General features: G+C 50.6%; 37 protein-coding genes. 32 read left to right on the top strand and 5 right to left on the bottom strand.

Going from position 1 to position 25,873, the window contains the following annotated elements:
- The first annotated feature begins 27 nt into the window (after positions 1–27).
- From rplB to rplQ, 26 genes are all read left to right on the top strand, one after another.
- Positions 28–852: a 50S ribosomal protein L2 gene (gene rplB / locus FY034_RS05745; protein WP_012469415.1), complete on the top strand. Its 825-nt coding sequence runs from the start codon at positions 28–30 to the stop codon at positions 850–852.
- Between the two features lie 22 nt (positions 853–874).
- Positions 875–1,153: a 30S ribosomal protein S19 gene (gene rpsS / locus FY034_RS05750; protein ID WP_012469416.1), complete on the top strand. Its 279-nt coding sequence runs from the start codon at positions 875–877 to the stop codon at positions 1,151–1,153.
- Positions 1,154–1,169: 16 nt separating this feature from the next.
- Complete coding sequence (gene rplV, locus FY034_RS05755; protein WP_012469417.1) at positions 1,170–1,511, top strand: 50S ribosomal protein L22; 342 nt, start codon at positions 1,170–1,172, stop codon at positions 1,509–1,511.
- 15 nt (positions 1,512–1,526) lie between these two features.
- Positions 1,527–2,159 (top strand): 30S ribosomal protein S3, encoded by a 633-nt coding sequence (gene rpsC, locus FY034_RS05760; protein WP_012469418.1) that lies wholly within the window; start codon positions 1,527–1,529, stop codon positions 2,157–2,159.
- Positions 2,160–2,177: 18 nt separating this feature from the next.
- Complete coding sequence (rplP, locus tag FY034_RS05765; protein WP_012469419.1) at positions 2,178–2,600, top strand: 50S ribosomal protein L16; 423 nt, start codon at positions 2,178–2,180, stop codon at positions 2,598–2,600.
- Positions 2,590–2,778 (top strand): 50S ribosomal protein L29, encoded by a 189-nt coding sequence (gene rpmC, locus FY034_RS05770; protein ID WP_265554408.1) that lies wholly within the window; start codon positions 2,590–2,592, stop codon positions 2,776–2,778. The genes rplP and rpmC overlap by 11 nt, the downstream gene beginning before the upstream one ends.
- Before the next feature lie 7 nt (positions 2,779–2,785).
- Positions 2,786–3,043: a 30S ribosomal protein S17 gene (gene rpsQ, locus FY034_RS05775; protein WP_012469421.1), complete on the top strand. Its 258-nt coding sequence runs from the start codon at positions 2,786–2,788 to the stop codon at positions 3,041–3,043.
- A gap of 24 nt (positions 3,044–3,067) precedes the next feature.
- Positions 3,068–3,436, top strand: a complete 369-nt coding sequence (rplN, locus tag FY034_RS05780) for a 50S ribosomal protein L14 (RefSeq protein WP_012469422.1) — start codon at positions 3,068–3,070, stop codon at positions 3,434–3,436.
- A gap of 21 nt (positions 3,437–3,457) precedes the next feature.
- Positions 3,458–3,784 (top strand): 50S ribosomal protein L24, encoded by a 327-nt coding sequence (gene rplX, locus FY034_RS05785; protein ID WP_012469423.1) that lies wholly within the window; start codon positions 3,458–3,460, stop codon positions 3,782–3,784.
- 18 nt (positions 3,785–3,802) lie between these two features.
- A complete protein-coding gene (rplE, locus tag FY034_RS05790) occupies positions 3,803–4,342 on the top strand; it encodes a 50S ribosomal protein L5 (RefSeq protein WP_012469424.1) in 540 nt (179 codons plus the stop codon).
- A gap of 12 nt (positions 4,343–4,354) precedes the next feature.
- Positions 4,355–4,540, top strand: coding sequence for a type Z 30S ribosomal protein S14 (locus tag FY034_RS05795; RefSeq protein ID WP_012469425.1), 186 nt, complete (start codon positions 4,355–4,357; stop codon positions 4,538–4,540).
- Between the two features lie 30 nt (positions 4,541–4,570).
- Positions 4,571–4,969 carry a 30S ribosomal protein S8 gene (rpsH, locus tag FY034_RS05800; RefSeq protein ID WP_012469426.1) on the top strand — a complete coding sequence of 133 codons (399 nt, stop codon included), beginning with the start codon at positions 4,571–4,573 and terminating at the stop codon, positions 4,967–4,969.
- A 32-nt stretch (positions 4,970–5,001) separates the two neighbouring features.
- Complete coding sequence (gene rplF, locus FY034_RS05805; protein ID WP_265554411.1) at positions 5,002–5,541, top strand: 50S ribosomal protein L6; 540 nt, start codon at positions 5,002–5,004, stop codon at positions 5,539–5,541.
- A gap of 29 nt (positions 5,542–5,570) precedes the next feature.
- Positions 5,571–5,939, top strand: coding sequence for a 50S ribosomal protein L18 (gene rplR, locus FY034_RS05810; protein WP_265554413.1), 369 nt, complete (start codon positions 5,571–5,573; stop codon positions 5,937–5,939).
- Between the two features lie 27 nt (positions 5,940–5,966).
- The gene (rpsE, locus tag FY034_RS05815; RefSeq protein WP_012469429.1) at positions 5,967–6,455 is read left to right on the top strand and encodes a 30S ribosomal protein S5; all 489 of its coding nucleotides are present in this window, start codon (positions 5,967–5,969) and stop codon (positions 6,453–6,455) included.
- A 35-nt stretch (positions 6,456–6,490) separates the two neighbouring features.
- Positions 6,491–6,667 carry a 50S ribosomal protein L30 gene (gene rpmD, locus FY034_RS05820; RefSeq protein ID WP_265554415.1) on the top strand — a complete coding sequence of 59 codons (177 nt, stop codon included), beginning with the start codon at positions 6,491–6,493 and terminating at the stop codon, positions 6,665–6,667.
- Between the two features lie 15 nt (positions 6,668–6,682).
- Positions 6,683–7,132: a 50S ribosomal protein L15 gene (gene rplO, locus FY034_RS05825; protein ID WP_265554418.1), complete on the top strand. Its 450-nt coding sequence runs from the start codon at positions 6,683–6,685 to the stop codon at positions 7,130–7,132.
- On the top strand, positions 7,126–8,439 hold the full coding sequence (gene secY / locus FY034_RS05830; protein WP_265554419.1) for a preprotein translocase subunit SecY: 1,314 nt from the start codon (positions 7,126–7,128) through the stop codon (positions 8,437–8,439). The genes rplO and secY overlap by 7 nt, the downstream gene beginning before the upstream one ends.
- Positions 8,440–8,441: 2 nt before the next feature.
- On the top strand, positions 8,442–9,086 hold the full coding sequence (locus FY034_RS05835; protein WP_265554421.1) for an adenylate kinase: 645 nt from the start codon (positions 8,442–8,444) through the stop codon (positions 9,084–9,086).
- 2 nt (positions 9,087–9,088) lie between these two features.
- Positions 9,089–9,835: a type I methionyl aminopeptidase gene (gene map, locus FY034_RS05840; protein WP_265554422.1), complete on the top strand. Its 747-nt coding sequence runs from the start codon at positions 9,089–9,091 to the stop codon at positions 9,833–9,835.
- A 27-nt stretch (positions 9,836–9,862) separates the two neighbouring features.
- Positions 9,863–9,976: a 50S ribosomal protein L36 gene (rpmJ, locus tag FY034_RS05845; protein ID WP_012469435.1), complete on the top strand. Its 114-nt coding sequence runs from the start codon at positions 9,863–9,865 to the stop codon at positions 9,974–9,976.
- 20 nt (positions 9,977–9,996) lie between these two features.
- Positions 9,997–10,365 carry a 30S ribosomal protein S13 gene (gene rpsM / locus FY034_RS05850; protein ID WP_265554424.1) on the top strand — a complete coding sequence of 123 codons (369 nt, stop codon included), beginning with the start codon at positions 9,997–9,999 and terminating at the stop codon, positions 10,363–10,365.
- Positions 10,366–10,395: 30 nt separating this feature from the next.
- Positions 10,396–10,788, top strand: a complete 393-nt coding sequence (gene rpsK / locus FY034_RS05855; RefSeq protein ID WP_012469437.1) for a 30S ribosomal protein S11 — start codon at positions 10,396–10,398, stop codon at positions 10,786–10,788.
- 49 nt (positions 10,789–10,837) lie between these two features.
- On the top strand, positions 10,838–11,464 hold the full coding sequence (gene rpsD / locus FY034_RS05860; protein ID WP_265554425.1) for a 30S ribosomal protein S4: 627 nt from the start codon (positions 10,838–10,840) through the stop codon (positions 11,462–11,464).
- A 65-nt stretch (positions 11,465–11,529) separates the two neighbouring features.
- Complete coding sequence (locus FY034_RS05865) at positions 11,530–12,552, top strand: DNA-directed RNA polymerase subunit alpha (RefSeq protein WP_012469439.1); 1,023 nt, start codon at positions 11,530–11,532, stop codon at positions 12,550–12,552.
- 48 nt (positions 12,553–12,600) lie between these two features.
- Positions 12,601–12,975, top strand: a complete 375-nt coding sequence (rplQ, locus tag FY034_RS05870) for a 50S ribosomal protein L17 (RefSeq protein WP_416222771.1) — start codon at positions 12,601–12,603, stop codon at positions 12,973–12,975.
- A gap of 76 nt (positions 12,976–13,051) precedes the next feature.
- Here rplQ and FY034_RS05875 read toward each other — a convergent pair whose 3' ends face one another.
- Positions 13,052–13,504, bottom strand: coding sequence for a YaaR family protein (locus FY034_RS05875; protein ID WP_265554426.1), 453 nt, complete (start codon positions 13,502–13,504; stop codon positions 13,052–13,054).
- Positions 13,505–13,633: 129 nt separating this feature from the next.
- Between FY034_RS05875 and FY034_RS05880 the strand changes: the two genes are divergently transcribed.
- Genes FY034_RS05880 through scpB form a run of 3 tightly spaced genes read left to right on the top strand, consistent with a single transcriptional unit; the run spans position 13,634 to position 18,056 of the window.
- Positions 13,634–15,847, top strand: a complete 2,214-nt coding sequence (locus FY034_RS05880) for a sensor histidine kinase (RefSeq protein ID WP_265554427.1) — start codon at positions 13,634–13,636, stop codon at positions 15,845–15,847.
- A gap of 21 nt (positions 15,848–15,868) precedes the next feature.
- Positions 15,869–17,257 (top strand): sigma-54-dependent transcriptional regulator, encoded by a 1,389-nt coding sequence (locus FY034_RS05885; protein ID WP_265554428.1) that lies wholly within the window; start codon positions 15,869–15,871, stop codon positions 17,255–17,257.
- 16 nt (positions 17,258–17,273) lie between these two features.
- Positions 17,274–18,056 carry a methylmalonyl-CoA decarboxylase gene (scpB, locus tag FY034_RS05890; RefSeq protein WP_265554429.1) on the top strand — a complete coding sequence of 261 codons (783 nt, stop codon included), beginning with the start codon at positions 17,274–17,276 and terminating at the stop codon, positions 18,054–18,056.
- A gap of 93 nt (positions 18,057–18,149) precedes the next feature.
- Here scpB and FY034_RS05895 read toward each other — a convergent pair whose 3' ends face one another.
- Both FY034_RS05895 and FY034_RS05900 read right to left on the bottom strand, forming a co-directional pair.
- Complete coding sequence (locus FY034_RS05895; protein ID WP_265554430.1) at positions 18,150–19,472, bottom strand: citrate (Si)-synthase; 1,323 nt, start codon at positions 19,470–19,472, stop codon at positions 18,150–18,152.
- A gap of 146 nt (positions 19,473–19,618) precedes the next feature.
- The gene (locus FY034_RS05900; protein WP_265554431.1) at positions 19,619–20,809 is read right to left on the bottom strand and encodes a M24 family metallopeptidase; all 1,191 of its coding nucleotides are present in this window, start codon (positions 20,807–20,809) and stop codon (positions 19,619–19,621) included.
- A 63-nt stretch (positions 20,810–20,872) separates the two neighbouring features.
- Between FY034_RS05900 and FY034_RS05905 the strand changes: the two genes are divergently transcribed.
- Positions 20,873–21,469 (top strand): 50S ribosomal protein L11 methyltransferase, encoded by a 597-nt coding sequence (locus FY034_RS05905; RefSeq protein ID WP_265554432.1) that lies wholly within the window; start codon positions 20,873–20,875, stop codon positions 21,467–21,469.
- Here the strand turns inward: FY034_RS05905 and FY034_RS05910 are convergent, their stop codons facing one another.
- Positions 21,470–22,582 carry a hypothetical protein gene (locus tag FY034_RS05910; RefSeq protein WP_265554433.1) on the bottom strand — a complete coding sequence of 371 codons (1,113 nt, stop codon included), beginning with the start codon at positions 22,580–22,582 and terminating at the stop codon, positions 21,470–21,472.
- A gap of 15 nt (positions 22,583–22,597) precedes the next feature.
- Positions 22,598–23,761 carry an SPFH domain-containing protein gene (locus FY034_RS05915; protein ID WP_265554434.1) on the bottom strand — a complete coding sequence of 388 codons (1,164 nt, stop codon included), beginning with the start codon at positions 23,759–23,761 and terminating at the stop codon, positions 22,598–22,600.
- A 202-nt stretch (positions 23,762–23,963) separates the two neighbouring features.
- Here FY034_RS05915 and FY034_RS05920 point away from each other — a divergent pair, with 202 nt between their 5' ends.
- Both FY034_RS05920 and FY034_RS05925 read left to right on the top strand, forming a co-directional pair.
- Positions 23,964–24,257, top strand: a complete 294-nt coding sequence (locus FY034_RS05920) for a hypothetical protein (RefSeq protein ID WP_265554435.1) — start codon at positions 23,964–23,966, stop codon at positions 24,255–24,257.
- A gap of 4 nt (positions 24,258–24,261) precedes the next feature.
- Positions 24,262–25,833 carry an ABC1 kinase family protein gene (locus FY034_RS05925; protein ID WP_265554436.1) on the top strand — a complete coding sequence of 524 codons (1,572 nt, stop codon included), beginning with the start codon at positions 24,262–24,264 and terminating at the stop codon, positions 25,831–25,833.
- The last annotated feature ends 40 nt before the right edge of the window (positions 25,834–25,873 follow it).

Below are 25,873 nucleotides of genomic sequence, written 5' to 3' on the forward strand. Positions count from 1 at the left end.
TAATCATTACTGAATCGGGGTTCAGGTATGGCAATAAAGAGCTACAAGCCCACATCTGCTGGGCGCAGACATCAAACCTGTTCGACGTTTGAGGAGATCACCTCCACAACGCCGGAGAAGTCCCTGCTGGTCAAGATTAAAAAGACTGGTGGTCGTAACCACTTTGGCCGAGTAACTGCACGCCATCAAGGCGGTGGTCACAAGCAGAAGTATCGTATGATTGATTTTCGTCGTGACAAGCGTGGTATCCCTGCAAAAGTCGCAACGATTGAATATGACCCGAACCGTAGTGCACGGATTGCTCTTCTTCACTATACTGATGGTGAAAAACGCTACATCCTGGCACCGCTTGACCTCAAGGTAGGCGACACGGTGCTAAGCGGTCCGGAAGCAGACATCAAGCCAGGCAATTCTTTGCCATTACGCTCGATTCCGCTGGGCACCATCATCCATAATATTGAACTTAAGATCGGCAAAGGGGCGCAACTTGCCCGTAGTGCCGGTACGTTTGCTCAGTTGATGTCTAAAGAGGGCAAGTACTCACAGGTTAAGTTGCCTTCCGGTGAGGTTCGTCTGGTTCTTCAAGACTGTTATGCGACCATTGGTCAAGTAGGTAATATTGACCATGAGAACGTATGTCTGGGTAAAGCTGGCCGCTCACGCTGGCTGGGTAAGCGTCCGAAGGTTCGTGGTGTTGCTATGAACCCGGTTGACCACCCGCATGGCGGTGGTGAAGGTAGAACCTCTGGTGGACGTCACCCGGTAACTCCGTGGGGCATTCCGACCAAGGGTTATAAAACCCGCACCAATAAAACGTCAGACCGCTTTATTGTTAAAAAACGTACGAAATAATCGAATGAGAGGCTAGCTCTATATGGCACGCTCGATAAAAAAAGGCCCCTTCGTAGATGGCCACCTGATGAAAAAAGTTGAGACTGAGGGTCCTAACTCCAAAAAAATCATCAAGACATGGTCCCGCCGCTCAACTATTACCCCTGAGTTTATCGGGGTGTCTCTGGCGGTACATAACGGCAAGAAATTCATCCCGGTCTTTGTTACCGAGAACATGGTTGGTCATAAATTGGGTGAATTTTCACCAACTCGGACCTTCCACGGCCATGCTGCCGACAAAAAGAGCAAGGTCAAGAAGTAATAAAGGAGCGATTTGAATGGAATCCAGTGCCAAATTATCATTAGCACGCCTGTCTCCGCGTAAGACGCGGACTGTCGCCGATCTGGTTCGGGGCAAGGGTATCCAGCAAGCCCTGAACACCCTGTCTTTCTTGCCGAACCCGTCAGCACAGATTCTTCTCAAACTTCTTAAGTCGGCAGTTGCCAATGCCGAGCAGAAGGGTGTGAACGATATAGACAAGCTGTTTGTAAAAACGATCTTTGTTGATGGCGGTGCCGTTCTTAAGCGCTTTGTACCGCGCGCAATGGGCCGTGCTAGCAAGATCCGCAAGCCGACAAGCCACATTTCAGTGGTTTTGTCTGACACGAAAACGAGATAGGCCGGAGGTGCAGTCTTGGGACAGAAAGTAAATCCGATAGGTTTCAGACTTGGCGTCATCAAGACCTGGGACTCGAAGTGGTACGCTGAGGCTGATTTTGCCAAGAACCTCCACGAGGACCTGAAGATTCGCCAGTTTTTGAAGAAGCGTCTGTATAGTGCAGGCATCTCAAAGATTGAAATTGAGCGTGCTGCAAACAAGACCAAGATCAATATTCACGCAGCCCGTCCAGGCCTGATTATCGGCAAGAAGGGTGCTGAAGTAGAGCTGCTTAAAAAAGATCTGGCTGCTATTACCTCAAAAGAAGTGTTCATTAACATTAATGAGGTTCGTAAGCCTGAGCTTGATGCTCAACTGGTTGCTGAAAACGTAGCACTTCAACTTGAGCGTCGGATTGCATTCCGTCGCGCCATGAAGAAGAGTGTAACCTCTTCACTCAAGTTTGGTGCAAAGGGTATTCGTATCACCTGTTCAGGCCGTTTGGGTGGTGCTGAAATGTCACGTACCGAGTGGTATCGTGAAGGCAGGGTACCGTTGCACACCCTGCGTGCAGATATCGATTACGGGTTTGCCGAGGCCAAGACCACCTATGGTATCATCGGGGTAAAGGTCCTGATCTTCAAGGGTGAAGTCCTGCCAGGACAATAAGTTTCAGGAGCAAGTCACATGTTAATGCCGAAAAGGGTTAAGCATAGAAAGCAGATGAAAGGGCGGATGACGGGTGCAGCCTGCCGCCGGATCGAGATCTCATACGGTGAGTTTGCACTGCAGGCTACCGAATGCGGTTGGGTCGACTCACGTCAGATTGAGGCAGCGCGTATTGCCATGACCCGTTATATTAAGCGGGGCGGAAAGATCTGGATCCGTATGTTTCCTGATAAGCCGCTGACAGCAAAGCCGGCTGAAACCCGGATGGGTAAGGGTAAAGGTTCTCCTGATTCTTGGGTGTGTGTGGTAAAGCCCGGCATGGTGCTGTATGAGATGGAGGGGGTTACTGAGGAAATCGCACGCGAGGCCTTCAGATTGGCAGCTCACAAGCTGCCTATATCCACCAAGTTCATTACCAGAGGTACCCAAAATGAAGGCTAATGATATCCGCAAAATGGCTGAGGCTGAATTGAAGCAGAAACGGGACGAATTGACCCAGGAGCTCTTCAACCTTAAGTTTCAATTGAACACAGGGCGCCTTGAGAATACCGGAAAGCTTGGCGCGATCCGCAAAGATATCGCACGGATCAATACCATCCTTACAGAAAGCAGGGGTTAGGACTGTCATGGGTGAGCTTGGACACAGACGTACTCAGACCGGCGTCGTAGTCAGTGACAAAATGGAAAAGACAGTTGTTGTAAGAGTCGATCGCCTTGTTAAGCATCCGCTATATAATAAGTATATCAAGCGGAGTGTAAAATATAAGGTTCACGATGAGAAGAACAGCTGCAAGGCAGGGGATAAGGTGCAGATTGTTGAGTGCCGTCCATTAAGCAAAGACAAGCGCTGGGCCCTGCGCCAGATTCTTGAGAGCGCTGCGTAGCAGCCCCCCAGAGAGGATACGAGCATGATTCAGATGCAGACTATACTTGACGTAGCCGACAACTCTGGTGCAAAGAAACTATTTTGCATCAAGGTACTTGGCGGGTCTAAGCGTAAATATGCAGGAGTTGGTGACATTGTCGTCTGCTCAGTGCGTGAAGCGCTACCTAATTCCAAGGTAAAAAAAGGTGATGTGGTTAAAGCGGTAATAGTACGTACCGCAAAAGAACTTGGACGCCCTGATGGTTCCTACATTCGTTTTGACAACAACTCAGGTGTTGTCATTAATAACGCGAAGGAACCGGTCGGTACCCGTATCTTCGGTCCTGTCGCACGGGAATTGCGGGCTAAAAAGTTTATGAAGATCATCTCCCTTGCACCGGAAGTACTTTAACGCAAAATTGGAGAAACACTGATGCAAACGAAAAAATATCACGTAGCTAAAGGTGATACGGTAATGGTCATTGCCGGTAAGGAAAAGGCAAAGACTGGCAAAGTACTACAGGTACTCCCTAAAAAAGACGCAGTTATCGTAGAAGGCCTTAATATGGTGAAGCGTCACGTACGTGCCCGTGGTAATGAGCCTGGCGGCATTACTGAGAAAGAAGCTGCACTGCATGTGTCCAATGTACAGCTTTACTGTACCAAGTGCGTAAAACCTGTTCGCACCAGAATCAAGGTGCTTGAGAACGGTGAAAAACAACGCACCTGTGTCAAGTGTGACAGCTCTCTGGAGAATTAATCGGGAGGAATCCAGGCCATGGCCAGATTGAAAGATGTATACCAGAACGAAGTAGTGCAGAAACTGCGTGCTGAGTTCAATTATAAAAATATTATGGAAGTCCCCAGAATTGAAAAGGTAGTTATCAATATGGGGCTTGGTGAGGCGATTCAGAATGTAAAAATTCTTGATTCTGCTGCATCAGAGTTGGGTAAAATCACTGGCCAGAAGGCGGTAATTACCAAGGCAAAGAAGTCAATTGCGAGCTTTAAACTTCGTGAGGGTATGCCTATCGGATGTATGGTAACTCTTCGTCGTGAGCGTATGTATGAGTTTCTGGATCGCCTGATGAACGTAGCACTTGCCCGTGTACGTGACTTCAAAGGTGTTTCTGGCAAGGCTTTTGATGGACAGGGTAATTACACGCTGGGCATTAAAGAACAGCTGATCTTTCCCGAAATCAATTACGATGAAATCGACAAAATCAAGGGGTTGAATGTTACTATTGTAACTTCAGCTAAAAATGATGAAGAAGGCAAGGCCCTGCTTAAGCACATGGGCATGCCGTTCAGGAACTAGTGGGAGGATTCCGTGGCAAAAGTCTCGATGATCAACAAGTCGCAGCGCACGCCTAAGTTCAAGGTACGTCAGCATAACCGCTGCCCGGTCTGCGGACGTCCCAAGGCTTTTTATCGCAAGTTTCAGATGTGCCGTATCTGCCTGCGTAAATATGCTTCCGCCGGACAGATCCCCGGCGTTATCAAGTCCAGCTGGTAATGCTGCATACACACAGAGGAGTGCGTCTCGATGTCAATGACTGATCCTATCGCCGATATGCTGACCAGAATTCGTAATGCGAATATGGTCAAGCTTCAAAAGGTTGATATCCCTTCTTCAAATGTTAAGGTGAATATCGCCCAGGTATTGAAGCAAGAAGGGTACATCAAAAATTATAAGGTTATCGCCGATAATCGTCAGGGAGTCCTTCGGGTCTATCTGAAGTTCATCGATGAAAAAGATCCGGTGATCAATGAGATTACCAGGATAAGTAAGCCTGGTAGCCGGACCTATGTTGACTCAGAATCAATTCCTACCATCAAAAACGGTCTTGGAATAGCCATTCTTTCAACTTCAAAGGGCATTATGACTGATGCATCTGCCCGTCAGGCCGGTATCGGTGGCGAACTGCTCTGCACCGTTTGGTAAGTAGCCAGTCCCAGTTCTAAAGGAGTCACACAATGTCACGAATCGGGAAATTGCCGATTGAAGTTCCTAAAGGGGTCACAGTGACCTTTGCTGATTCAGTCTTGACCGTTAAAGGTCCGAAGGGTGAATTGAGCCGTACGATCATGCCTGAGGTTTCTGTTGCAGTTGAGGATGGAAAGATCAGTGTTACCCGTCCTGATGATGCCATAAAGTCCCGCGCTGCCCATGGTCTTACCCGTACCTTGGTAAACAACATGGTTGTCGGTGTAACTACAGGTTATCAGACTGATCTGGAGATCAACGGGGTCGGTTATCGTGCGGAAGTAAAGGGCGCTGAACTGGTACTGAGTCTTGGTTACTCGCATCCTGTTGTCTTCCCACTGCCATCTGGTATTGCAGTAGAAGTCGACAAGATGACCAAGCTTGCTGTAAAAGGTATTGACAAGGAACTGGTTGGTCAAACTGCTGCCAAGATACGTTCCTTCCGTGGTCCCGAGCCTTACAAAGGCAAGGGTATCAAATATGCCACAGAGACCATTCTGCGCAAGGCTGGTAAGACTGGTAAAAAATAGGAACCTGTAACAGGGTAAGGAGCAGATCCGTGGGAAAGACATCACAAAAAACTATTACGCGCCTCAAGCGCCAGGTCAGGGTTCGCAAGAAGGTAACTGGAACTGCAGAGCGTCCACGCCTGAACGTGTTTAGAAGCGCAAATCATATTTATGCCCAGCTGATTGATGATGTACAGGGTGTAACTCTGGCTGCAGCATCAACCTGTACTGAAGGCGTTGCTCAGTCCGGTGTTCATACCGGGAATAAGGCGTCGGCGGCTGCGGTTGGTACAGCTATAGCTAAGGTTGCCTTACAAAAGGACATTCGCTCCGTAGTGTTTGATCGCAACGGATTTCTTTATCATGGCCGGATTCAGGCTCTTGCAGATGCGGCTCGGGAAGCCGGTCTTGATTTCTAAGTTTTCACTCTCCCAGGGAGGTTGGTAGTGAGCAGGATTAATGCGAACGATTTAAACCTGACAGACAGGGTTGTGCACATCAGTCGTGTAGCCAAGGTTGTTAAGGGTGGCCGTCGCTTCAGTTTCTCTGCACTTGTTGTTGTTGGCGATGCCAGTGGGCACGTCGGCTACGGACTAGGCAAAGCAAATGAAGTGCCAGAAGCAATCCGTAAGGGCGTTGAGCAGGCCAAGAAGAACCTGATCAAGGTACCGGTAAACCAGAATCAGTCCATTCCCTATGAGATTATTGGGCGTTTCGGTGCTGGGCGGATACTCATGAAGCCTGCTTCTCCTGGTACAGGTGTCATCGCCGGTGGTGCAGCTCGTGCCATTTTTGAAGCTGCCGGAATTAGCAATATTCTTTCCAAGTGCCTTGGGTCTAATAACCCCCATAACGTTGTTAAGGCTGCCTTCGAAGGTCTGCGTCTGCTTAAGACCCCGGAAGAGTTGACCGCACGTCGTGGTCTGGCTGAATAAACAGACGTAGACTCCCTGAAGAAGGAATTGATGCCATGAGTAACATGCTGGAAATTACCCTGATAAAGAGTACCATTGGTGCTACGGAGAAACAGTGTGCAGTAGTGCGTGGCCTAGGCCTGCGTCGCCTGCACCAGACGGTTTCCTTGCAGGATTCTCCCGAAACTCGCGGGATGATCAACAAGATAAACCATATGTTGAAGGTTAAGTAAAGGATGGAGACCTCCATGGAACTGAACAGCCTGCGACCCGCCTTGGGGTCAACAAAAAATAGAAAACGTATCGGACGCGGTATTGGTTCTGGTCATGGCAAGACAGCGACCAAAGGCCATAAGGGACAAAAAGCCCGTTCTGGCGGCAGCATTAAGCCTGGCTTTGAAGGCGGTCAAATGCCTCTCCAGCGCCGTTTGCCCAAACGTGGTTTTCGCCCGCTTGATAGAAATGAATATGTTCTTATAAATCTGCAACAACTCGATGTGTTCGAGGCTGGTAGCTGTGTAGATCGTGATGCCATGAACGCGAAGGGACTGCTGAAAAAATCAAATTTGCCCATTAAGGTTCTTGCTAATGGTGATTTAACCAAGGCTTTGACTATCAAAGCTGACAAATTTAGCAAGTCTGCCATTGATAAAATCCAGGCTGCTGGTGGTAAAATCGAGGGAACCTGCGCGTGCTAGAGGCTTTCCAGAACATCTTCCGTATTCCTGAGCTAAAGAGACGGGTGCTGTTCACACTGGGGATGTTGGCTGTGTATCGTGTTGGTTGTCATATCCCAACACCTGGTATAGATTCCATTGCACTGTCACATTTCTTTAAACAGGCTCAAGGTACTCTCCTGGGCCTGTTTGATATGTTTTCCGGTGGTGCCTTGGAGCGGATGTCCGTCTTTGCATTGGGGATTATGCCCTATATCTCTTCCTCCATTATTTTTCAGCTTTTGACGGTTGTTGTGCCGGCTATTGAAAAGCTTTCCAAGGAAGGTGAGGCTGGGCGAAAAAAGATTACCCAATATACCCGTTACGGTACTATTCTGCTTAGTATTGTCCAAGGGTCTGGTATAGCGATCGGTTTGGAAAGTATGCGTGGTCCGGCAGGTGAACTTGTTGTCCCTACACCTGGATGGTCCTTCAGATTAATGACAATCATTACCCTAACTGCCGGTACTGCTTTTATTATGTGGCTTGGTGAGCAGATGACAGAGCGTGGCATTGGTAACGGTATCTCGCTGATCATTTTTGCCGGCATTGTTGTCAGGATTCCTTCAGCAATTGCCAACACTGGTAAATTGATCAATAGTGGTAACTTGTCATTATTTGCTTTGATCTTTGTTTTGGTTTTGATGGCTGCGGTTATTGCCGCTATTGTCTTTGTTGAGCGTGGTCAACGTAGACTGCCGATACACTATGCGAAGAGGGTGACCGGTTTAAAGACGTTCAGTCCTCAAACCTCCCATCTGCCTTTGAAGGTTAACATGGCAGGTGTTATCCCTCCAATCTTTGCATCTTCGATTATAATGTTTCCGGCAACGGTGGCTAATTTTATCAATATTCCTGCAGTTCAGCAGTTTGCTAAGATGCTGGCACCAGGAAATTGGTTGTATAATGTATTTTATGTTGCGTTTATTGTTTTCTTTTGCTATTTCTATACGGCTGTCACGTTTAATCCTGCCGATGTGGCTGAAAACATCAAGAAGCATGGTGGATATATACCTGGTATCCGGCCTGGAAAGGAAACCTCTGAGTATATGGACAGTATACTTACACGGTTGACTTTTGCTGGAGCTATTTATATTTCGCTTGTTTGTGTGTTGCCGTCTTTGCTTGTTGGTGGCTTTAGGTTGAATCTGCCGTTTTATTTTGGTGGAACATCGCTTTTGATTGCCGTCGGTGTCGGTATGGATACTGTGGCGCAGATAGAGTCTCACCTTATAACTCGTAACTACGAAGGGTTCTTGAAGGGTGTGCGGATCCGGGGCCGGAGGTAAGTGTGGATTTGATTTTGTTTGGTCCTCCTGGGGCTGGCAAAGGCACTCAGGCCCAGTTTTTGGTTGAGACCTATGGTGTTCCGCAGGTGTCCACTGGTGATATGTTGCGGGCTGCTGTTAAGGCTGGCACTCCTTTGGGGGTGAAGGCACAAGAAATAATGGCCCGAGGTGGGCTTGTTTCTGATGACATTGTGCTTGGTATTGTTGCTGAGCGTCTGGCCCAGGATGATTGTTCGTCTGGTTTTGTCTTGGATGGTTTTCCCCGGACAATTCCGCAAGCTGATGCGTTGGATGGTATATTGAAACAGGCAGGTCGCGCAATTGACCATGTTGTTTCGCTTGAGGTTGATAGTGAAGAGATAGTAAAGCGGCTGTCAGGGCGTCGCTCCTGTCCTTCGTGTGGTAAGGGCTATCATGTGGTTTTTGACGCCCCCGTGAAGGCGGATGTCTGTGATGTCTGCGGTACTGGTTTGGTGCAGCGTGCTGATGATCAAGAGGATACAGTGCGTAATAGGTTGCTGGTTTATGAGCAGCAGACCGCTCCCTTGAAGGAGTATTATCAGTCTAAGCAGATTTTGTGCTCGATCCCCGGTATTGGGCCAATTGCGGAAATTCAACAGCGGATTGCAGCAGCTTTGGAGAAATAATAGTGATCGTCCTGAAGTCTCCTCGTGAGATTGAGCGGATGCGTGCTTCCTGCCAAATTGTTGCTGAAGTGCTTGCTCTTTTGAAGGAAAAAACAGTACCCGGTGTTACAACGCTGGAGCTAGAGGATCTTGCGCTTAAAGAAACTAAAAAGCGTAAGGCGGTACCAGCTTTTAAAGGCTATGCTGGTTTTCCTTTTGCGCTCTGCTGTTCGCCCAATGATCGTGTCATCCACGGTATGCCGAATTCAGTTCCGCTTAAGGATGGTGATATCCTGAGTATTGATTTCGGGGTGCTGTATGATGAGTATTATGGCGATTCAGCCATTACAATCCCTGTGGCTGCGGCAAGCAAAGATGCCCTGAAGTTGCTTAGGGTGACTGAAGAGTCTCTGTATAAAGGCATTGAGCAGGCTGCAGCTGGTGGAAGGTTGTTTGATATTTCCAGTGCTGTGCAAGCTCATGTCGAGCAACATGGTTTCTCTGTTGTTCGCGATTTTGTTGGCCACGGAATAGGTAAAAAGTTGCATGAGGAGCCACAGGTACCCAACTACGGTGTGGCTGGAAGAGGTGTGCAGCTTAAGCCCGGAATGGTTCTGGCGATTGAACCAATGGTGAATAAAGGTGGTTATGCCGTAAGGGTTCTTGATGACGGCTGGACTACCGTAACGGCAGATGGAAGCTTGTCTGCACATTTTGAACATACAGTAGCAATAACAACTCAAGGACCTGATATTCTTACGCGCCTCTAAGAGGTGTAGGCAGAAAGGTGAACAGCAATGAAAGTTCGGGCATCTGTCAAAAAGATCTGCGATAAGTGCAAGATCATCAAGCGCAAAGGTGTTGTGCGCGTTATTTGTGACACACCCAAGCATTCTCAACGTCAAGGGTAACAATTAAGGGAGGACGAGCAGTGGCACGTATTGCAGGTATTGACCTACCAAAAAACAAGCGGATAGAAATCGCCTTGACGTACATCTACGGCATCGGGCGTACAACCGCCAAGAATATTCTTGCCGCCACCAGCATAGATGGCAGCACACGTACTGACAAACTCACTGAGGCTGAGATTGGTAAGCTGCGTGAAGAAATAGATAAGAACGTCAAGGTTGAGGGTGATCTTCGTCGTGAAGTGTCTATGAATATCAAGCGTCTTATGGACCTTGGTTGCTACCGCGGCTTGCGTCACCGTAAAGGCCTGCCTTGTCGTGGTCAACGTACAAAGACCAACGCACGTACTCGTAAAGGCCCTGCCCGGACTGTTGCAGGCAAGAAGAAGTAATTTAACCACAGAATACTGTCTGGAGGTAGTATGGCCGCCCCAAAAAAGGTTGTCAGAAAAAAGAAAGAGAAAAAGAATATTACTAATGGCGTTGCCCATATTCAGGCAACGTTTAACAATACCATTATTACTATCACCGATCCGGTGGGCAATGTGGTTGCTTGGTCTACAGCTGGTGCAAAAGGCTTTAAAGGTTCTCGTAAGAGTACTCCCTTTGCTGCTCAGGTTGCTGCTGAAGATTGTGCTCGTAAAGCGCAGGAACATGGACTTCGTAATATTGAAGTATATGTTAAAGGTCCAGGCTCAGGCCGTGAATCAGCTCTTCGTGCACTGCAGGCAACCGGTCTGAATGTGAGCTTCATACGTGACGTAACGCCGATTCCGCACAATGGATGCCGGCCGCCCAAGCGTAGAAGAGTTTAATACTACCGCTATTATCTATTAGCGCCTGATACTGTAAGAGGAGGTTGTTTTGGCTAGGTATATTGGACCATCCTGCCGTTTGTGCAGAAGAGAAAATATGGAGCTGTTCCTGAAAGGGGACCGTTGCTATACTGATAAATGCGCCCTGAAGCGTCGTAACTATCCTCCGGGTCAGCATGGCCAGGGACGTTCTAAAACCTCTGATTACGGTGTGCAGTTGCGTGAGAAACAGAAGGTTAAGCGTTTGTACGGTCTGCTTGAGAAGCAGTTCCGTAGTTACTTTGATCGCGCAGACCGTATGAAGGGTGTGACAGGTGAGAACCTGCTTTCACTGTTGGAGCGCCGTCTTGATAACGTTGTGTACCGACTTGGTTTTGCTTCATCACGTTCAGAGGCCCGTCAGCTGGTTCGACATGGACATTTTGTGTTGAACGGACGTAAAGCTACGATTCCCTCTATCCAGGTAAAGGCTGGCGATACGATCGTTCTTCGCGAAAAAAGCCGTAATGTAGCAGCAATCAGTGAAGCTCTTGATGCAGTAGTTCGCCGTGGTGTTCCCCAGTGGCTTGAACTTGATCGTGATGCCTTTACCGGGTCAGCTAAAACTGTACCGGTTCGTGAAGATATAACGACTCCGATTCAAGAGCAGCTTATTGTTGAACTTTATTCTAAGTAATAAGGAATTGTTCACTACTGAGTATACGCTGCAGACTATCGTTTACCCCTTGGGGGAGGAATTGAATGTATAAAAACTGGCGTGATCTGATAAAGCCGAAGCAACTTCAGATTGAAAAAGAAACGCTTACAACAACGTATGGAAAATTCGTTGCTGAACCCTTTGAGCGTGGTTTTGGTACTACGCTGGGTAATTCTCTGCGCCGGGTTCTGCTCTCTTCTTTGCAGGGAGCCGCCATCACGTCTGTTCGTATAAAGGGTGTACAGCACGAATTTTCTTCAATACCAGGTGTTACTGAAGATGTAACCGATATTATTCTTAATCTGAAAAGTGTACGTCTCCGTTTTCACGGTGCTGATCAAGCAACTATCAGGATTATTCACAAAGGTGACGGTATCATCAAGGCTGCTGATATCATGGTTCCTCATAATGTGGAGATCATGAATCCTGAAATGCATATTGCAACATGTGGTAAGGACGCTGTACTTGAAATGGAGATGACGGTAAAGATTGGCAAAGGCTATGTCTCTGCTGATCGTAACCGTGACGAGAAAGCCCCTGTCGGCACAATTCCGATTGATGCAATCTTTTCTCCGATTATTAAAGTCAACTTTGTTGTGTCAAATGCCCGCGTTGGCCAGATGACTGATTACGATAAATTGACACTAGAAGTTTGGACTGACGGCAGTGTGAAGCCTGACGATGCCATTGCTTATGCCGCAAAAATTGTCAAAGAGCAGATGTCGATATTCATAAACTTTGATGAAGAGTCTGAGCCTTTGTTCCAGGATGAAGCTGCTGAAGATGATTCCAAGATAAATGAAAATCTGTACCGCACTGTGGAAGAACTGGAGCTTTCAGTACGTTCCGCGAACTGCCTGAAAAATGCCGGTATCAAGCTGATTGGTGAATTGGTCTCAAAAACTGAAGCAGAAATGCTCAAGACACAAAACTTTGGCCGTAAGTCGCTTAACGAGATAAAGGATATTTTGAATGAGATGGGGTTGACCTTCGGTATGAAGCTTGATTCCTTCCCTGATCCTGAGGTCGTTAAACGCCTGCGTGGCGAGCAAAAAGACGAAGAGTAACACCGAATAGGTGTGGATATTTAGGTAGACAGCAGAAAGGAAGAACCGATGCGTCATAATAACTCAGGTAGAAGACTTGGCCGTACAACCAGTCATCGTATTGCCATGTTTCGAAATATGGTAACTTCACTCCTTAACCACGAGCGCATTGTTACCACAGATGCCAAGGCTAAGGAAATTCGTTCCGTTGCTGAAAAAATGATTACCCTTGGCAAGCGCGGTGACCTGCATGCACATCGTCAGGCTGCTGCCTATATCCGCGAAAAATCTGTCGTCACCAAGCTGTTCAGCACGATAGCACCGCGTTATAAGGATCGCGCTGGCGGGTATACCCGTATTATCAAGCTTGGTCAACGACTTGGTGATGCTGCATCCCTTTCGGTAATTGAATTGGTTGAAGAAGCTACACCGCAACAATCCTAATTTAGCTTACATACTCGTCGGTAATGAATAGCGTTTCAGCAATGAAACGCTATTCATGTCTGCAGCTTCAACGAAACTAAGTAACCAGATCAACTACCAGTCCTTTAATGCCTATTACTGATGCTGTAATAGACATTCTGTCCTTCTGCTCCTTTACGACAAGTTCATATAGCTTATCCGCCTCTTTATCAATCACTGTGATTATTTCATAGTATCTAGGGTTCATGGGGGTCCCCCCGATTTTTTCCAATCGGTAGGCTTCGTTTGTCACCTGCTTCGCGAGTTTACTTAAAAGTTCACGAAAACGCTTGAAGTTCTGAATGGTGGGTTCTTTCTCAAGCGTCTCACCCGCCGTATCAAGTGCAATTCGAAGATCGCTGATGGTCTGCTCATGTTGGTTCGCCTCAAGTTGTTTCGCCTGTAGCTCGGACGAAAAGAGTGAAAAAAGGCCGGATTTTTGCGGCGGGGATGCCATGGTCTGGTGCCCCTTGCGTAAGTCTTTCACGCTGCTTTTATCAGAGATTTTCATCATTTTCTCCCTAGATAGAGTCGTAATTACAGCGGAACTCAGCCTGGCAATACAAATGCTGTTTTCAACCAGTTACCTGTATGGTACTCTTGCAAAAAACTAGCTGAATTTGCTGAATAGGGACACGACGTGCTTACTGTTGTTGAACGAAAAAAAAGGGTCAGAGAGGCTCTGGTCATTGTTCTGGCCATTTTGCTGATTGTCTTGTTGACCGGTGTGGAAATACGTTTAACACAAATCAGTTCCAAGGCCCCCTTGTCAAGTAACGTGGTTATCTTTGGCATGATCAATGTCATAGTCTTACTCGTTGTCCTGCTTGTGTATCTCATAAGCCGAAATATTGTAAAGCTGTTAATTGAAAGCCGTGCCAGCGTTTTGGCAACCCGTCTTCGAACCAAGCTTGTCATATCCTTCGTCGGTTTGTCTCTCGTCCCCACGATGCTGCTGTTTTTTGCCTCTGCCAGCTTTATAACCAACAGTATACAAAACTGGTTTAACGTTCAGGTCGAGACGTCATTAAGTGAGTCTTTGGAAGTGGCTCAGACCTATTACAAAACATCTGCCAGTAATGCCTTGTTTTATGCCCGGCGATTGAGCGAAACCATCAAACGTGAGCGACTGTTGAACGATGACAGCCTTCCCCGGATGAAATCGGTTGTCCGGGATAAGCAGAAAGAATACAACCTCGGCATTGTTGAGGTCTTCTCCTCTCAACGTGAAGAGCTGATCCGTGCCTCGAATCCCGATGTGCCGCTGGGTGATTTGACAAGCCCCAACTCCGAAGATATTAACCAGGCCTTGGCCGGCCGTGAACTTACCAAGGTCAATTCGGTTGGCAAGGCCGACCTCATTCGCGGGATTGTCCCGATATATTCAACCTACAATGATCGTGATGTGGTTGGTGTTGTTGTTGTTAATTACTACGTCTCACATTCTCTTGTCAGCAAGATGCGTGAGATATCTTCTGCATATCAAGAGTTTAGACGCCTCAAAATCCTCAAAAATCCTATTACCACAGGGTATCTCCTGGTCCTTTTTCTTATTGCCTCGGTGATTGTTTTTCTCTCCTTCTGGATCGGTATTTATCTGGCTAACAGCATGACAAAGCCGATTCAGTCACTGGTTGAGGGAACGCGAGCCGTAGCTGAAGGTGACCTTGAGGTTGTCATTGATGCAGAAGGCCCCGACGAGATAGGCATGTTGGTGCGCTCATTTAACACGATGATACTTGATTTGCGGACGCAGCGGCAGGTCCTGAGCAGCACGAACGAAGAACTCAAACATATTAACCAGGAGATTGAGTCACGCCGCCGCTATATGGAGATCGTGCTGCGCAATGTGGCAGCCGGGGTCATCTCTGTTGATCGAGAGGGGTTGATTACCACAATCAACACCTCTGCAGAGCGTTTGCTACACATTAATATTGCGCATGTTCTCGGGCGCAATTTCCGCGAAGTGATGCGCGAGGCTCATCTTGAAATAGTCAGGGACGCCTTGCGGGATATGGCTCTGACCCGTCATGATACCATCAGCAGACAGATAACCCTCGAAATGCGAGGTGAGCGCAGGGTGCTGCAGATGAACCTGACTATGTTGCGGGATGAACAGGGTGAGTTTCTTGGTTCCGTTCTGGTGCTGGATGACTTGACGCAGATGGTCAAGGGGCAGAGGATGGCAGCATGGCGCGAGGTGGCCCGCAGGATTGCCCATGAAATCAAGAATCCCCTGACACCGATCCAGCTCTCTGCACAGCGCCTGAGGAAGCGATATCTTGAGCGGTTTTCCGGTGATGAGGATGGCAGGGTTTTTGATGAATGTACCTCCATGATCAGCAAGGCTGTGGATGAACTTAAAATTCTGGTGAATGAGTTTTCAAATTTTGCCCGGATGCCGGCTGTTCAGCCAACAGAGAATAACTTGAATGATTTGGTGCGTGAAACCCTGACGCTGTATCAGGAAGCGCATCGTGAAGTTCGGTTCCAGTTTGCTCCAGATCTGCACCTGCCTGCGATTAAGATTGATAGAGATCAGATCAAGCGGGTCTTGATTAACCTGCTGGAGAATGCCGTTGCTGCAATGGCAAACAAAGGAACGGTAGCTATCAGCACCACCTATGACCCTGAACTTAAGATGGTTTCATGCTGTGTGGCCGATGATGGCCCCGGAATGAGTGCTGAAGTTAAATCGCGTCTGTTTGAACCATATTTTTCTACAAAAAAGGGTGGCACAGGATTGGGACTGGCAATTGTTACCAGTATTGTGTCGGATCACAATGGTTTTGTCAGGGTTCGTGACAACTCCCCTCACGGGGCCTGTTTTGTTGTCGAACTGCCGGCCACCTAGACACTTGAATAGGAGAGATGCATGTCGAAGTTGATCCTGGTTGTTGATGATGAAGAGAGCATCAGGATTTCGTTGGGAGGGATCCTTGAAGATGAAGGCTATCAGGCTTTACCTGCTGAGAATGGTGCCGATGCCCTCGACCTGATTCGTGAGGAGGTTCCGGATCTGGTGTTGCTTGATATCTGGATGCCCGGCATGGACGGCATTCAGACCTTGGAACAGATCAGAAATCTTTTTCCTGATCTGACCGTGGTTATGATGTCGGGTCACGGCACCATTGAAACAGCAGTCAAGGCCACCAGGATGGGGGCTTTTGATTTTATAGAAAAGCCATTTTCCCTGGACAAGGTGCTGATTACCATCGCCAATGCCCTCAATTTCAAGGAGCTGCGCAAGGAAAATGAGGCGTTACGCCTGTCTGCCCTGAAGGAACATGAGATGGTCGGGGCGTCTGCTGGGGTCGAGCTTTTAAGAGGCCTGGTACAGCGTATTGCACCTGCATCAACGCCGGTTCTGATCCGTGGAGAGGAAGGAGTGGGCAAGGAGCTCGTGGCCCGCGCCATCCATCATTACAGCACGCGTCGTGATAAACCCTTTGTGGCCATTAACTGTATGGCTGTTCCTGAACCGTTGCTTGCCGATGAACTATTCGGCCATGAGCGGGGAGCCTATGTTGGCGCAAACAGCCAGAAGCGTGGACGTATTGATCTGGCAGATGGTGGTACCATTTTCCTCGACGAAGTGCATGAGTTGTCATTAAAGGCGCAAGGAGAAGTACTGCGAATACTTACCGAACATAGTTTTGAGCGGTGTGGTGGATCACGTCCAGTCCGGGTTGATGTCCGGGTAGTCGCTGCAACCTCACGTTCACTGGAACGGGCCGTTCAGGACGGACTGTTCCGTGAGGACCTCTATCAGCTTTTGCAGGTGGTGCCTCTTGAATTGGCTCCACTCAGGGAGCGTTGTGAAGATATTCCGTTGCTGGTCAAGCATTTTGTGCGCTTGTTTCATCGTCGTGAGGGCTGGGAACCCAAGACCTTTGATGATTCTGCCCTTGCCTGCCTGCAGAGCTACGACTGGCCGGGGAATATTCGTGAATTGAAAAACATCGTTGAGCGGATATTGATTATGGCAGCAGGGCCTGTGATTACGGCGGATGATTTACCTGCACTGATGCCGGGAGGCAACTGCAAGGCATCGCCACGGCTGCAGGAACCTCCTGATGTGGGAGAGGCCGCCGTTGGGTCGTTACGTTCCGCCCGTGAACGCTTTGAACGGGATTTTATCCTGCAGACCTTGCTTCAATCTGCCTGGAATCTCGACAAGGCTGCTGCATTGCTGGAGATGGAGCGGACGGTACTGCAGCGCAAGCTGCTCCAGTATGGTCTTACACCGGAAGGCGAACGATAATCCCAGGGGGGGGCGCATGTCACAGATACTGACGACAGTTGATAATCAGGTTGCCACTATCACGCTTAATCATCCGGAAACACGAAACAGTCTCAGTTGCCAGATGCTGGAGGAAATACTTCAGGCTATTGAGTCGTTTTCACATGACGAAAACGTTCGGGTTCTGGTGATTCGTGCGCCCCGGGGGACGAAGGTGTGGTCGTCAGGTTTTAATATCCATGAGTTGCCGGTGTCTGGTCGAGACCCCCTGTCATACAATGACCCGCTGGAGTGTCTGCTGCGGGCTGTGGCGCGTTTCCACTCGCCGGTGATTGCCATGATTGAAGGGTCTGTCTGGGGAGGTGCCTGCGACCTTTCCTTTGTTTGTGATATTGCCATCGGTTGCCCGACTTCATCCTTTGCAATTACCCCTGCAAAGTTAGGGGTGCCCTATAATATTTCAGGCATCATGCACTTTTTTAATATTGTCGGCCCTCGGATAGCCCGTGAGATGTTTTATACGGCTGAACCTATCTCTGCTGAACGGGCGGTGCAGGTCGGTATCCTGAATCACTTGGTACCTGTTGAAGAGCTTGAGTCGTTTACCTATGCCATGGCAGGCAGGATCGCGGACAACTCGCCTTTGGCTAACCGTGTCATGAAGGAACAGCTGCGTTTGCTGGCCGATGCCTACCCCTTGCGCCCCGAGACCTTTGAATATGTACAGGGGTTGCGTCGTATGGCCTACGATAGTAAGGACTATGAAGAAGGGAAGCGTGCCTTTCTTGAACGGCGTAAGCCGGTTTTTAGCGGTAAGTAGATCTGGACATGAGCATTGTGCTTTTGCTGTGAACGTAAAAAGGGGATGCGATATCGCATCCCCTTTTTTTTGCAGTACAGTACCAGGCGGTGATTAGTTACGGCCGCCAGCCTCAGCCCACTTCTCCAGCATTGCGGTGGTAACAGACTTCGGACGCTCAAGGGCATAGCCCAGACCACGGTCCCAAGTGATGTTAGCCATGCAGCCCAGTGCGCGGCCTACACCGAACAGTACGGTGTAGAAATCGTACTCGGTCAGACCGTAGTACATCTGGATAACGCCGGACTGTGCATCAACGTTAGGCCATGGGTTCTTGGTCTTGCCGTGCTCTGTCAGAACGCCAGGAGCAACTTCAAAGATCTTGGCGATAACTTTGAACAGCGGGTACTCGTTGAGGCCCGGGGTGTTGAGGCAGAACTCACGCTGTGAGGTATAACGTGGGTCGGTCTTACGCAGAACAGCGTGACCGTAGCCGGGGATTACCTGGCCAGCGTTGAGGGTATCCCACAGAGCTGCTTTGATCAGCTCTTCAGTTGGCTCTACATCCTTGCAGTACTTCTCCTGGAATTTCAGGGTCCAGTCCAGAACTTCCTGGTTTGCCAGGCCGTGCAGCGGGCCAGCCAGGCCGTTCAGGCCAGCGGAGTAGGCATAGTACGGATCGGACAGGGCGGAGTGTACCAGGTGAGTGGTGTGGGCAGATACGTTGCCGGACTCATGGTCGGAGTGCAGGATGAAGTACATACGTGCAACGTCCTTGTACTCCTCTTTCTGGCCGATCATGTGGGCAAAGTTGGCGCCCATATCCAGGCTCGGGTCGATAGCGATCTGCTTATCACCACGATACTTCAGGTTGTAGATGAAGGCAGCAATAATCGGGATACGGGCAACGATATCGCTGGCGTCTTCGTACACATATTCCCAAGCTGTCATCTTGTTGAATTTGCCTGAGTTGTAGAAACCGGCAAACTTGGAGTCCTTCTGCAGGGTCAGCATGGCAACGGACAGCATGACCATTGGGTGGCTGTCACGTGGCAGAGCGCGAAGTACATCAAATACGTACTGAGGAACTTCCTGACGGGTCTTCCACTCGGCAACAACTTCTGCTACCTGTGCCTCGGTCGGAACCTCACCGGTAAGCAGCATATACCAGAAAGACTCAACGGTCGGGTAGTTTGAACCCGGTGCCTTAGGAAGGGCCGCAAAGGTCTCAGGAATAGTCTTGCCACGGAAGCGGATGCCTTCCTGGGGGTCCAGGTAGGAAATGTCGGTTACCAGGCTGCGGATGTCGCGGGCGCCGCCGATGCACTGATCGATAGTTACTTCATCAATCTTCACCTTGCCGAATTCTTTTACCAGACGGGTGGTGCGGGGACGATGCTCTTCGATTTTCTGCTTCAAAGTTTCCTTCAGAGCCATTGTGTACTTCTCCTTTCGGGATAATGGTGCAACTAGTTAATTGCACAATACAATAAACGTTTTGAATATACTGTATACAAAAATTTTGGCTGTTATAACACCCTGTGGGGCCAAATACAACAGGTTTTTTGTATACTGAAACAACATTATAAAATTACTAGTGCGTCGTCAGATCTGGTCAGCTGCTTCAGTCCATCGTTGCTGAGGTAGAAGGTGTTTTCAATGCCGACGGCCCCTTCGCCGGGGAAGACCACCTTGGGTTCAAAGGCCCAGGCCATGCCAATTTCCATGACCTGATCCTTGAAACCTTTAGCAATAAACGGGTACTCATCAATTTCAATACCCAGGCCATGACCGATGAAAGAAACCTGTGAGCTGGGAGCTCCCATGAAACTGTCGGCATAGCCCAGCTCCATGGCAAGCCCATGGCAGCGGTCGTAGATTTCGCCCCAACTGATGCCGGGCACTGCAATCTCTTTCATAAGTTCCTGCACCTTCAGCATATCTTCAAAACCTTGCGTAAGCCGGGCAGACAAAGGGCCGATACTGAAGATGCGGGTCTGATCCACCAGGTAGCCGTCAATGCTGCCAGCAAAGTCCATGATAATCGGCTCATTGGGGCCGATCGGTTTGTGACCGGCTCCCTGACCAAAACAGGGAGAGGCTCCCAGGCCGCCGAAGGGGGTGTCGGTGTAGGCCGGGACAGCGCTGTCAGTGCCTGAGAAGGTATGACCGAAAAACATTTCGCCATTGAAGACCCGCATCCTGATCAGCCCCAGATGGCCATGTTTCCGTGCGGTGTATTCCAGTTCAGCCGCCAGTTCGATATCAGTCATTCCGGCCGTGATGACTTCTTTGGCCCGCTCATAGATCTTGTGTACCTGGTCTGCTGCATCCTGCATCAGATGGATCTCATAGTGGCTCTTGATCATCCGTACCTGACGGATCAGCGGGGTGGCATCGCTGAAAGCAACATTGGGCCAGACCTTGCGGTAACGTTCCAGAAAGACAACCGGCAGCACGTCAAATTCAAGTCCGATCCTTTGGGGTTCCGGGTACCCATAGCTACTGATTATGGCTGGTATATCCCTCGGGGCAGAGAACGACAGGACCTCTTTCAACCCTGATTCCATCCGTGCCCGGGCCTGATCCCGGCGAACCAGGTAGAGTGGCTGGCCGCTGGCGGGAACATAGAGACAGCCGTTCTGTACGGTGCCGGTAAAGTAATAGAGGTCGGCATTCTGCACGATCAGCACGGCATCAAGGTCAGATGCCTGCATCAGGTCCTGCAGCCTCTTGCAGCGGTATTCAAGTTCCGTGGCTGGTGTCAGTCGCATGTTTGGTGATCCTTTCTTCACAGGGGGTTGACGATATGGCATGAACCGGTTAGGTTGTCGTGCATGTCAGGACGAATCTTTACCTCATTTTCAATTGGCCTCTTTACCATTATTCCGGCTGGTGATCCAACTCCAAATCCGTGCGGCCTGCCGATTGTGCTGGGGAAAAAAGGGGCCTTTGGCTCTGGTGAACATGAAACCACTGCCTCCTGCCTTGAGCTTCTACCTGCTATTTCCGGCATCAAAGGCAGCCGTGTGCTGGATTTGGGCAGTGGTACCGGTATCCTTGCCCTGGCTGCGGCACGGCTGGGCGCTGCGGCAGTGTTGGCAGTTGATCTGGAAGAGGCGGCAGCGGTTTCCTGTCAGGAAAATGTGGTGTTAAACGATCTGGAATCTCAGGTTGTTACCGTCTGCGGTGAGCTGTCTGCGGTGGGTGAACAGTCTTTTGATCTGATATTGGCTAACATCTATGCCGATATCCTGTTGCCGCTGGCTGATCAACTGGTGGGGATGACCAGCCCCGGTGGGCAGCTGCTGCTATCAGGCATCCCGCTGCAGGATAAATTTGATATAGTACAACGCTACACCCGGTTGGGATGTAGCGTTGTTGACAGCAGGATAGGGGAGGAGTTCGCCACCTATCTGTTTGTAAGGTCGTAGCTACTTCTTCAGCACCAGCGCAATCAGTATCAGTACAATGATGCTTGCCAGCACCGTCATGGCTATCTTGGCAACCGACCAGGGGCGTTCCCCCTGAACCTCTCCGGTAGAACCGTTAATAAGGAAACGGTAGGACTTGTCACCGTATTTGTAGGCACTGATCCAGACCGGCAGCAGGATATGCTTGAAGGTGATGCCGTCAAACTGGGTCCGCACCGTATTGATCCGCTGGTGATCGCCGCCGATATCCGCCGCTATGGTTGCCCTGATTGCGCCATCCATCTCCTGTTTGGCCCGTTCAAAACCGTCCCCCAGATCAACCTGGTAGGCCTCGGCCTGGAAACCGCTCATGTAGGCATCCTGATAAGGCACAAGCGCCTTGAGGTCCCATGGTTCCAGTTCATCGACAATTTCAGGGGGTAGAGAACGGCCTGCCTGGACAATGACATCATCAAAGTTCTGCCAGACCGTGCCGCTGGCATGATACCAGCGGGTGTGACGGATCTGGCGGGTTCTGGTCACCGAGTTGCCGTCATCGTCAGTTTCACTGTAGCGTTCGGTTTCGTAGTAATCCTCGCCCCGTTCGCCGTCATACCAGGTGGTGGATTGTGCATCAAAGGTCCAGTAGGGGATATACATCCCCTTGATGCCGCCATCCTTTGCCGCCTTATCCTTTAATCCCCCCGGGGCGAACCAGAGTCCCCCCAGCCAGTCGCGGAATAGCTCCATCGCCTTGTTTTTTGGGATCTTGAACGGCAGGATCGCCCCCGGCTTGATCAGGCGGCTGGCCTTGGCCTTGGCCTGCAGCTGGGTGCCGCAGAACGGGCAGTGGCTCATGGAAATGTTGGGCTGCAGGGTGGAGGTGCCGCCGCAGGACTGGCACTTGACGGTCTGCACCTCCTGTGCATCACCCTGCTCCGTGGCCCGGGCAAAATATTCGTAGAAATCCAGTTCCCGGATCTCCTCTGCAGACTGGGGAATCCTGTTCTCGTGGCTGCAGTAGGGGCATTTCAGAGTGGCTGCACCGGGGTGAAACTCCAGTTTGGCCCCGCAGGAACTGCAGGGAAACTGCTTGGCTGCCGTATTTGGTGTCTGTTGGGTTGGGTCGCTCATACGTAATCTCCCGGTTTACGCTGGAGGCATGGGGGGGGGGACTGCACCAAAGACCTGGGCCAGTTCAGACAGGGTGCCGGCTGCTGCCCAGCTTGCCATGCCCTGTTTCCAGACCAGGGTTTCACGGGTCAGCTGACCGGCCATAACCATCTGTTGCAGAGCCGGTGCCTCAAAAGGCCCTGCCTGCTGCCCGTTCAGGGCCACATACAGATTAAGTTGGGGCAGAGGCGGTGGCCCCGGCATTGGTGGCGGCTGAGGTGCCGGTTGGCCGGTACCGGAGAATCCCGGTGTGATGCCGGGCTGCTGCACCATATTGGTAAAGGCACCCCCCATGGCATTGCCCATCTGACCGCCCATGCCAAACCCCATGCCGATCCCCACGCCGGCCGCAGCCAGCCCGCCGGGGTTGTTGGCGGCATCATTGATGGAGTTGGCGGTCTCGTACTGGGTATACATCTGCATGTTACCGATGGCCCGCATGGCACCGGCCTTGTCAATCGCCCGCTCCACCTCTTCAGGCAGACCCACGTCCTGCACCTGCACCTCGGTCAGGGCGATCCCCAACCCTTCAAAGGCCGGTGCGATCCGTTCCTTCAGCATCTCACCCATGGTAAAGACCTTGCTCTCAAGGTCAATGACCGGAATCTGCAGCTCCGGCATCACCTCTTTGATCCGCATGCCGATCTTGCCCTTCAGGTTGTCCTGAATTTCGTCCGTGCTGAATTCTCCATCGGTTCCTGCGATCTCACGAATGAATACAGCCGGATCCTTGATCTTGATCGAATAGATGCCGAAGGCCGTTACCCGCACCGCGCCGAACTCAGGGTCGCGCATGGTGCAGGGGCCGGGTGTGCCCCACTTGAGATTGGTGAACTGACGGGTTGAGACAAAGTAGACCTCGGCCTTGAAGGGGGATTCAAAGCCGTACTTCCAGCCCTTGAGGGTGGCCAGGATCGGCAGGTTCTGGGTGGTCAGGTCGTAGGTGCCCGGTTTGAAGACATCGGCAATCTGGCCTTCGTTGATGAAGACCGCTGCCTGTCCTTCACGGACCACCAGCTTGGCACCGTTCTTTATCTCGTTATTATAGCGCGGAAAACGGTAAATCAGGGTGTCATTGGTATCGTCCAGCCATTGGACAATATCAATCAGTTCGGCTTTTAATTTGTCCCATAGTGCCATGTCAGTGCCTCCTTACGGGGGGTCTTTGATGTACAACGAAAGAAGACAGTGTAAATGGTTTTAGGAATGTTGCAAGTGGTGAAAACAGGCTGAGTAGTGAAACGGGCTGTCGTGATGAATACTATGAATACAGCTGCGATTCGTTGTATGTTGTACACAGCCTATTGGCCACCCGAACCGCAACATGAAAGGGGAGTAAACCATGAAAGAGAAACTGGAACAGTTATTCTATTTTGGTCTTGGCAGTGCCTTGATGGCCAAGGAAAAGCTTGAACAGGCCGGGGAATCGGCCAAGGGACTGAAAGAAGAAAACGAACGCAAGGCCCGTGAGTTCTTTGACCAGGCCGTGGCTAAAGGCAGCGAAGAGCGGGAACAGATCAAAGGCAGTATTAAAACGTTGCTGAAGGAGGCAATCGACGAACTTGGTCTTGCCACCAAGGCCGATCTGGAAGCCCTGCGGGAGGAACTGGCAAAACAGCGTCAGGGACAGCCGTAAACCGGTGACACCGATCTCTCTCCTCATCAGGCTGTACCACCCGTTGCGGGTCTACCGGGTCTTCAGGGTGCTGCTGACCGTCTTCCTGTTGATCCGTAAGCGGGCCGGCTGGCTGGGGATACGGCCGTTGGCACCGCTGCAGCTGGTTGCGGCCATAGAACAGCTGGGGGCCAGCTTTATCAAATTGGCCCAGGTGCTGGCCACCCGGGCGGACTTTTTTGACAGCAGCTACCTGGAACCGTTACGCCATCTGCATGATCAGTTGCCTCCGATGTCAGAGACCGACTTTCAACAGGTCTTTGAGCGGGCTTTCCGTGCCGGGGCCTGCTTTCGCGGGTTTGAACAGAGCCCGCTGGCCTGTGCCTCCATCGGCCAGGTGCACCGGGCAGTGCTGCAAAGTGGTGAACAGGTGGCGGTCAAACTGCGCCGTAACCGGATCGAGCGGGTGGTGCGGGAGGATATCCGCCTCTTGGGCTGGTTTCTGGCGATCCTGCATCCGCTGTTCTCCGAATATACCCGTAACTCCATTGAGGCGGTGCTGATCGCCTTTCGCCGCACCATCCTGCAGGAAGTGGATATGCAGGCTGAACTGTCCAACCTGGAACGGTTCCGTCAGGCCTACCCCGACTCCGGTATCCGCATGCCGCTTCCCTATCCGCAGTTCAGCTCCCACGATGCCCTGGTGATGAGCTTTGAAGAGGGGATCCGTTTTGATGATCGGGAAGGGCTGGCTACGCTCCGGGTTTCTTTCGGCAAGCTGATGGAGAAGCTGGTGCTGTTCTACACCGAGCAGATGCTGGTGAAAGGATTCTTCCATGCCGATCCCCACCCCGGCAATCTGCTGGTAACCACCACTGGTGAACTGGTGCTGCTGGATTTCGGCATGGTCAGCCGGATTCCCAACGCCACCCGGCTGGCCATGATCAACACGGTCAAGGCAGCCTATGAGCGGGATTTTGAGCTATTGGTGCAGGCCACCCGCAAGCTGGGGATCATCACCGACAGTGCGCCTCAGGACGAGCTGACCGGTCTGGCTGAAGAGATCTTCCGGATCTTTGATAATGATCAGCTCAGTGCCTCCAGCATGCAGGAGCTGGCCTTCGGGGTCATGGATGCCCTCAAGGAGTACCCGTTCAAGCTGCCCCAGGAGATCATCTATGTCATGCGTGCCAGCTCGATCATCGAGGGGTTGGGCACCAGTTACATCGAGAACTACAACGGTATTAAGGATGTGCTGCCGGTACTCAGGGCCAATCTGACCCGAGCCCTGGGAGAGCGGGACAGCCTTGCGGGGATTGTGATCCATGAGTTGGCTCAGCTGCCGCTAACCCTGGTCAAGGCCCGCCATCTGGTGGATGCCCTGCAACAGGGCGATCTGGTGGTGCATCTGGCTGAGGAGGACCGCCGCGCCCTGCTGCGTCCTGCCCGGCTTTGGCTGCAACAGATGACCTGGATCGGCCTGCTGGTGGCGCTGGCCTTCTACCTGCGGGGATTTTCGCATCCGATGGCTGGCTGGTTGTCCCTGGGCTGCTTCGGGCTGGCCTTTGTCCGGCTTGTGTGGTGGAAGAAGCTGTAAAAAAAACGGCAGGGATTACTCCCTGCCGGTCCTGTAAGCG

The sequence above is a fragment of the Trichlorobacter lovleyi genome (assembly GCF_015239775.1).
Taxonomy (GTDB): Bacteria; Desulfobacterota; Desulfuromonadia; order Geobacterales; family Pseudopelobacteraceae; genus Trichlorobacter; species Trichlorobacter lovleyi_B.

Bases quoted from the DNA above. Each gene is read 5' to 3' on its own strand.
- rpmJ (WP_012469435.1), top strand. From the start codon at position 9,863: ATGAAAGTTCGGGCATCTGTCAAAAAGATCTGCGATAAGTGCAAGATC.
- FY034_RS05875 (WP_265554426.1), bottom strand. From the start codon at position 13,504: ATGAAAATCTCTGATAAAAGCAGCGTGAAAGACTTACGCAAGGGGCAC.
- rplF (WP_265554411.1), top strand. From the start codon at position 5,002: ATGTCACGAATCGGGAAATTGCCGATTGAAGTTCCTAAAGGGGTCACA.
- FY034_RS05915 (WP_265554434.1), bottom strand. From the start codon at position 23,761: ATGGCACTATGGGACAAATTAAAAGCCGAACTGATTGATATTGTCCAA.
- scpB (WP_265554429.1), top strand. From the start codon at position 17,274: ATGTCACAGATACTGACGACAGTTGATAATCAGGTTGCCACTATCACG.
- rpmD (WP_265554415.1), top strand. From the start codon at position 6,491: ATGAGTAACATGCTGGAAATTACCCTGATAAAGAGTACCATTGGTGCT.
- rplV (WP_012469417.1), top strand. From the start codon at position 1,170: ATGGAATCCAGTGCCAAATTATCATTAGCACGCCTGTCTCCGCGTAAG.
- rpmC (WP_265554408.1), top strand. From the start codon at position 2,590: ATGAAGGCTAATGATATCCGCAAAATGGCTGAGGCTGAATTGAAGCAG.
- rplN (WP_012469422.1), top strand. From the start codon at position 3,068: ATGATTCAGATGCAGACTATACTTGACGTAGCCGACAACTCTGGTGCA.
- FY034_RS05910 (WP_265554433.1), bottom strand. From the start codon at position 22,582: ATGAGCGACCCAACCCAACAGACACCAAATACGGCAGCCAAGCAGTTT.
- rplX (WP_012469423.1), top strand. From the start codon at position 3,458: ATGCAAACGAAAAAATATCACGTAGCTAAAGGTGATACGGTAATGGTC.
- FY034_RS05900 (WP_265554431.1), bottom strand. From the start codon at position 20,809: ATGCGACTGACACCAGCCACGGAACTTGAATACCGCTGCAAGAGGCTG.
- rpsK (WP_012469437.1), top strand. From the start codon at position 10,396: ATGGCCGCCCCAAAAAAGGTTGTCAGAAAAAAGAAAGAGAAAAAGAAT.
- rplE (WP_012469424.1), top strand. From the start codon at position 3,803: ATGGCCAGATTGAAAGATGTATACCAGAACGAAGTAGTGCAGAAACTG.
- rplP (WP_012469419.1), top strand. From the start codon at position 2,178: ATGTTAATGCCGAAAAGGGTTAAGCATAGAAAGCAGATGAAAGGGCGG.
- rplO (WP_265554418.1), top strand. From the start codon at position 6,683: ATGGAACTGAACAGCCTGCGACCCGCCTTGGGGTCAACAAAAAATAGA.
- rpsS (WP_012469416.1), top strand. From the start codon at position 875: ATGGCACGCTCGATAAAAAAAGGCCCCTTCGTAGATGGCCACCTGATG.
- FY034_RS05865 (WP_012469439.1), top strand. From the start codon at position 11,530: ATGTATAAAAACTGGCGTGATCTGATAAAGCCGAAGCAACTTCAGATT.
- FY034_RS05895 (WP_265554430.1), bottom strand. From the start codon at position 19,472: ATGGCTCTGAAGGAAACTTTGAAGCAGAAAATCGAAGAGCATCGTCCC.
- FY034_RS05905 (WP_265554432.1), top strand. From the start codon at position 20,873: ATGTCAGGACGAATCTTTACCTCATTTTCAATTGGCCTCTTTACCATT.
- rplQ (WP_416222771.1), top strand. From the start codon at position 12,601: ATGCGTCATAATAACTCAGGTAGAAGACTTGGCCGTACAACCAGTCAT.
- FY034_RS05920 (WP_265554435.1), top strand. From the start codon at position 23,964: ATGAAAGAGAAACTGGAACAGTTATTCTATTTTGGTCTTGGCAGTGCC.
- rpsH (WP_012469426.1), top strand. From the start codon at position 4,571: ATGTCAATGACTGATCCTATCGCCGATATGCTGACCAGAATTCGTAAT.
- FY034_RS05885 (WP_265554428.1), top strand. From the start codon at position 15,869: ATGTCGAAGTTGATCCTGGTTGTTGATGATGAAGAGAGCATCAGGATT.
- rpsQ (WP_012469421.1), top strand. From the start codon at position 2,786: ATGGGTGAGCTTGGACACAGACGTACTCAGACCGGCGTCGTAGTCAGT.
- rplB (WP_012469415.1), top strand. From the start codon at position 28: ATGGCAATAAAGAGCTACAAGCCCACATCTGCTGGGCGCAGACATCAA.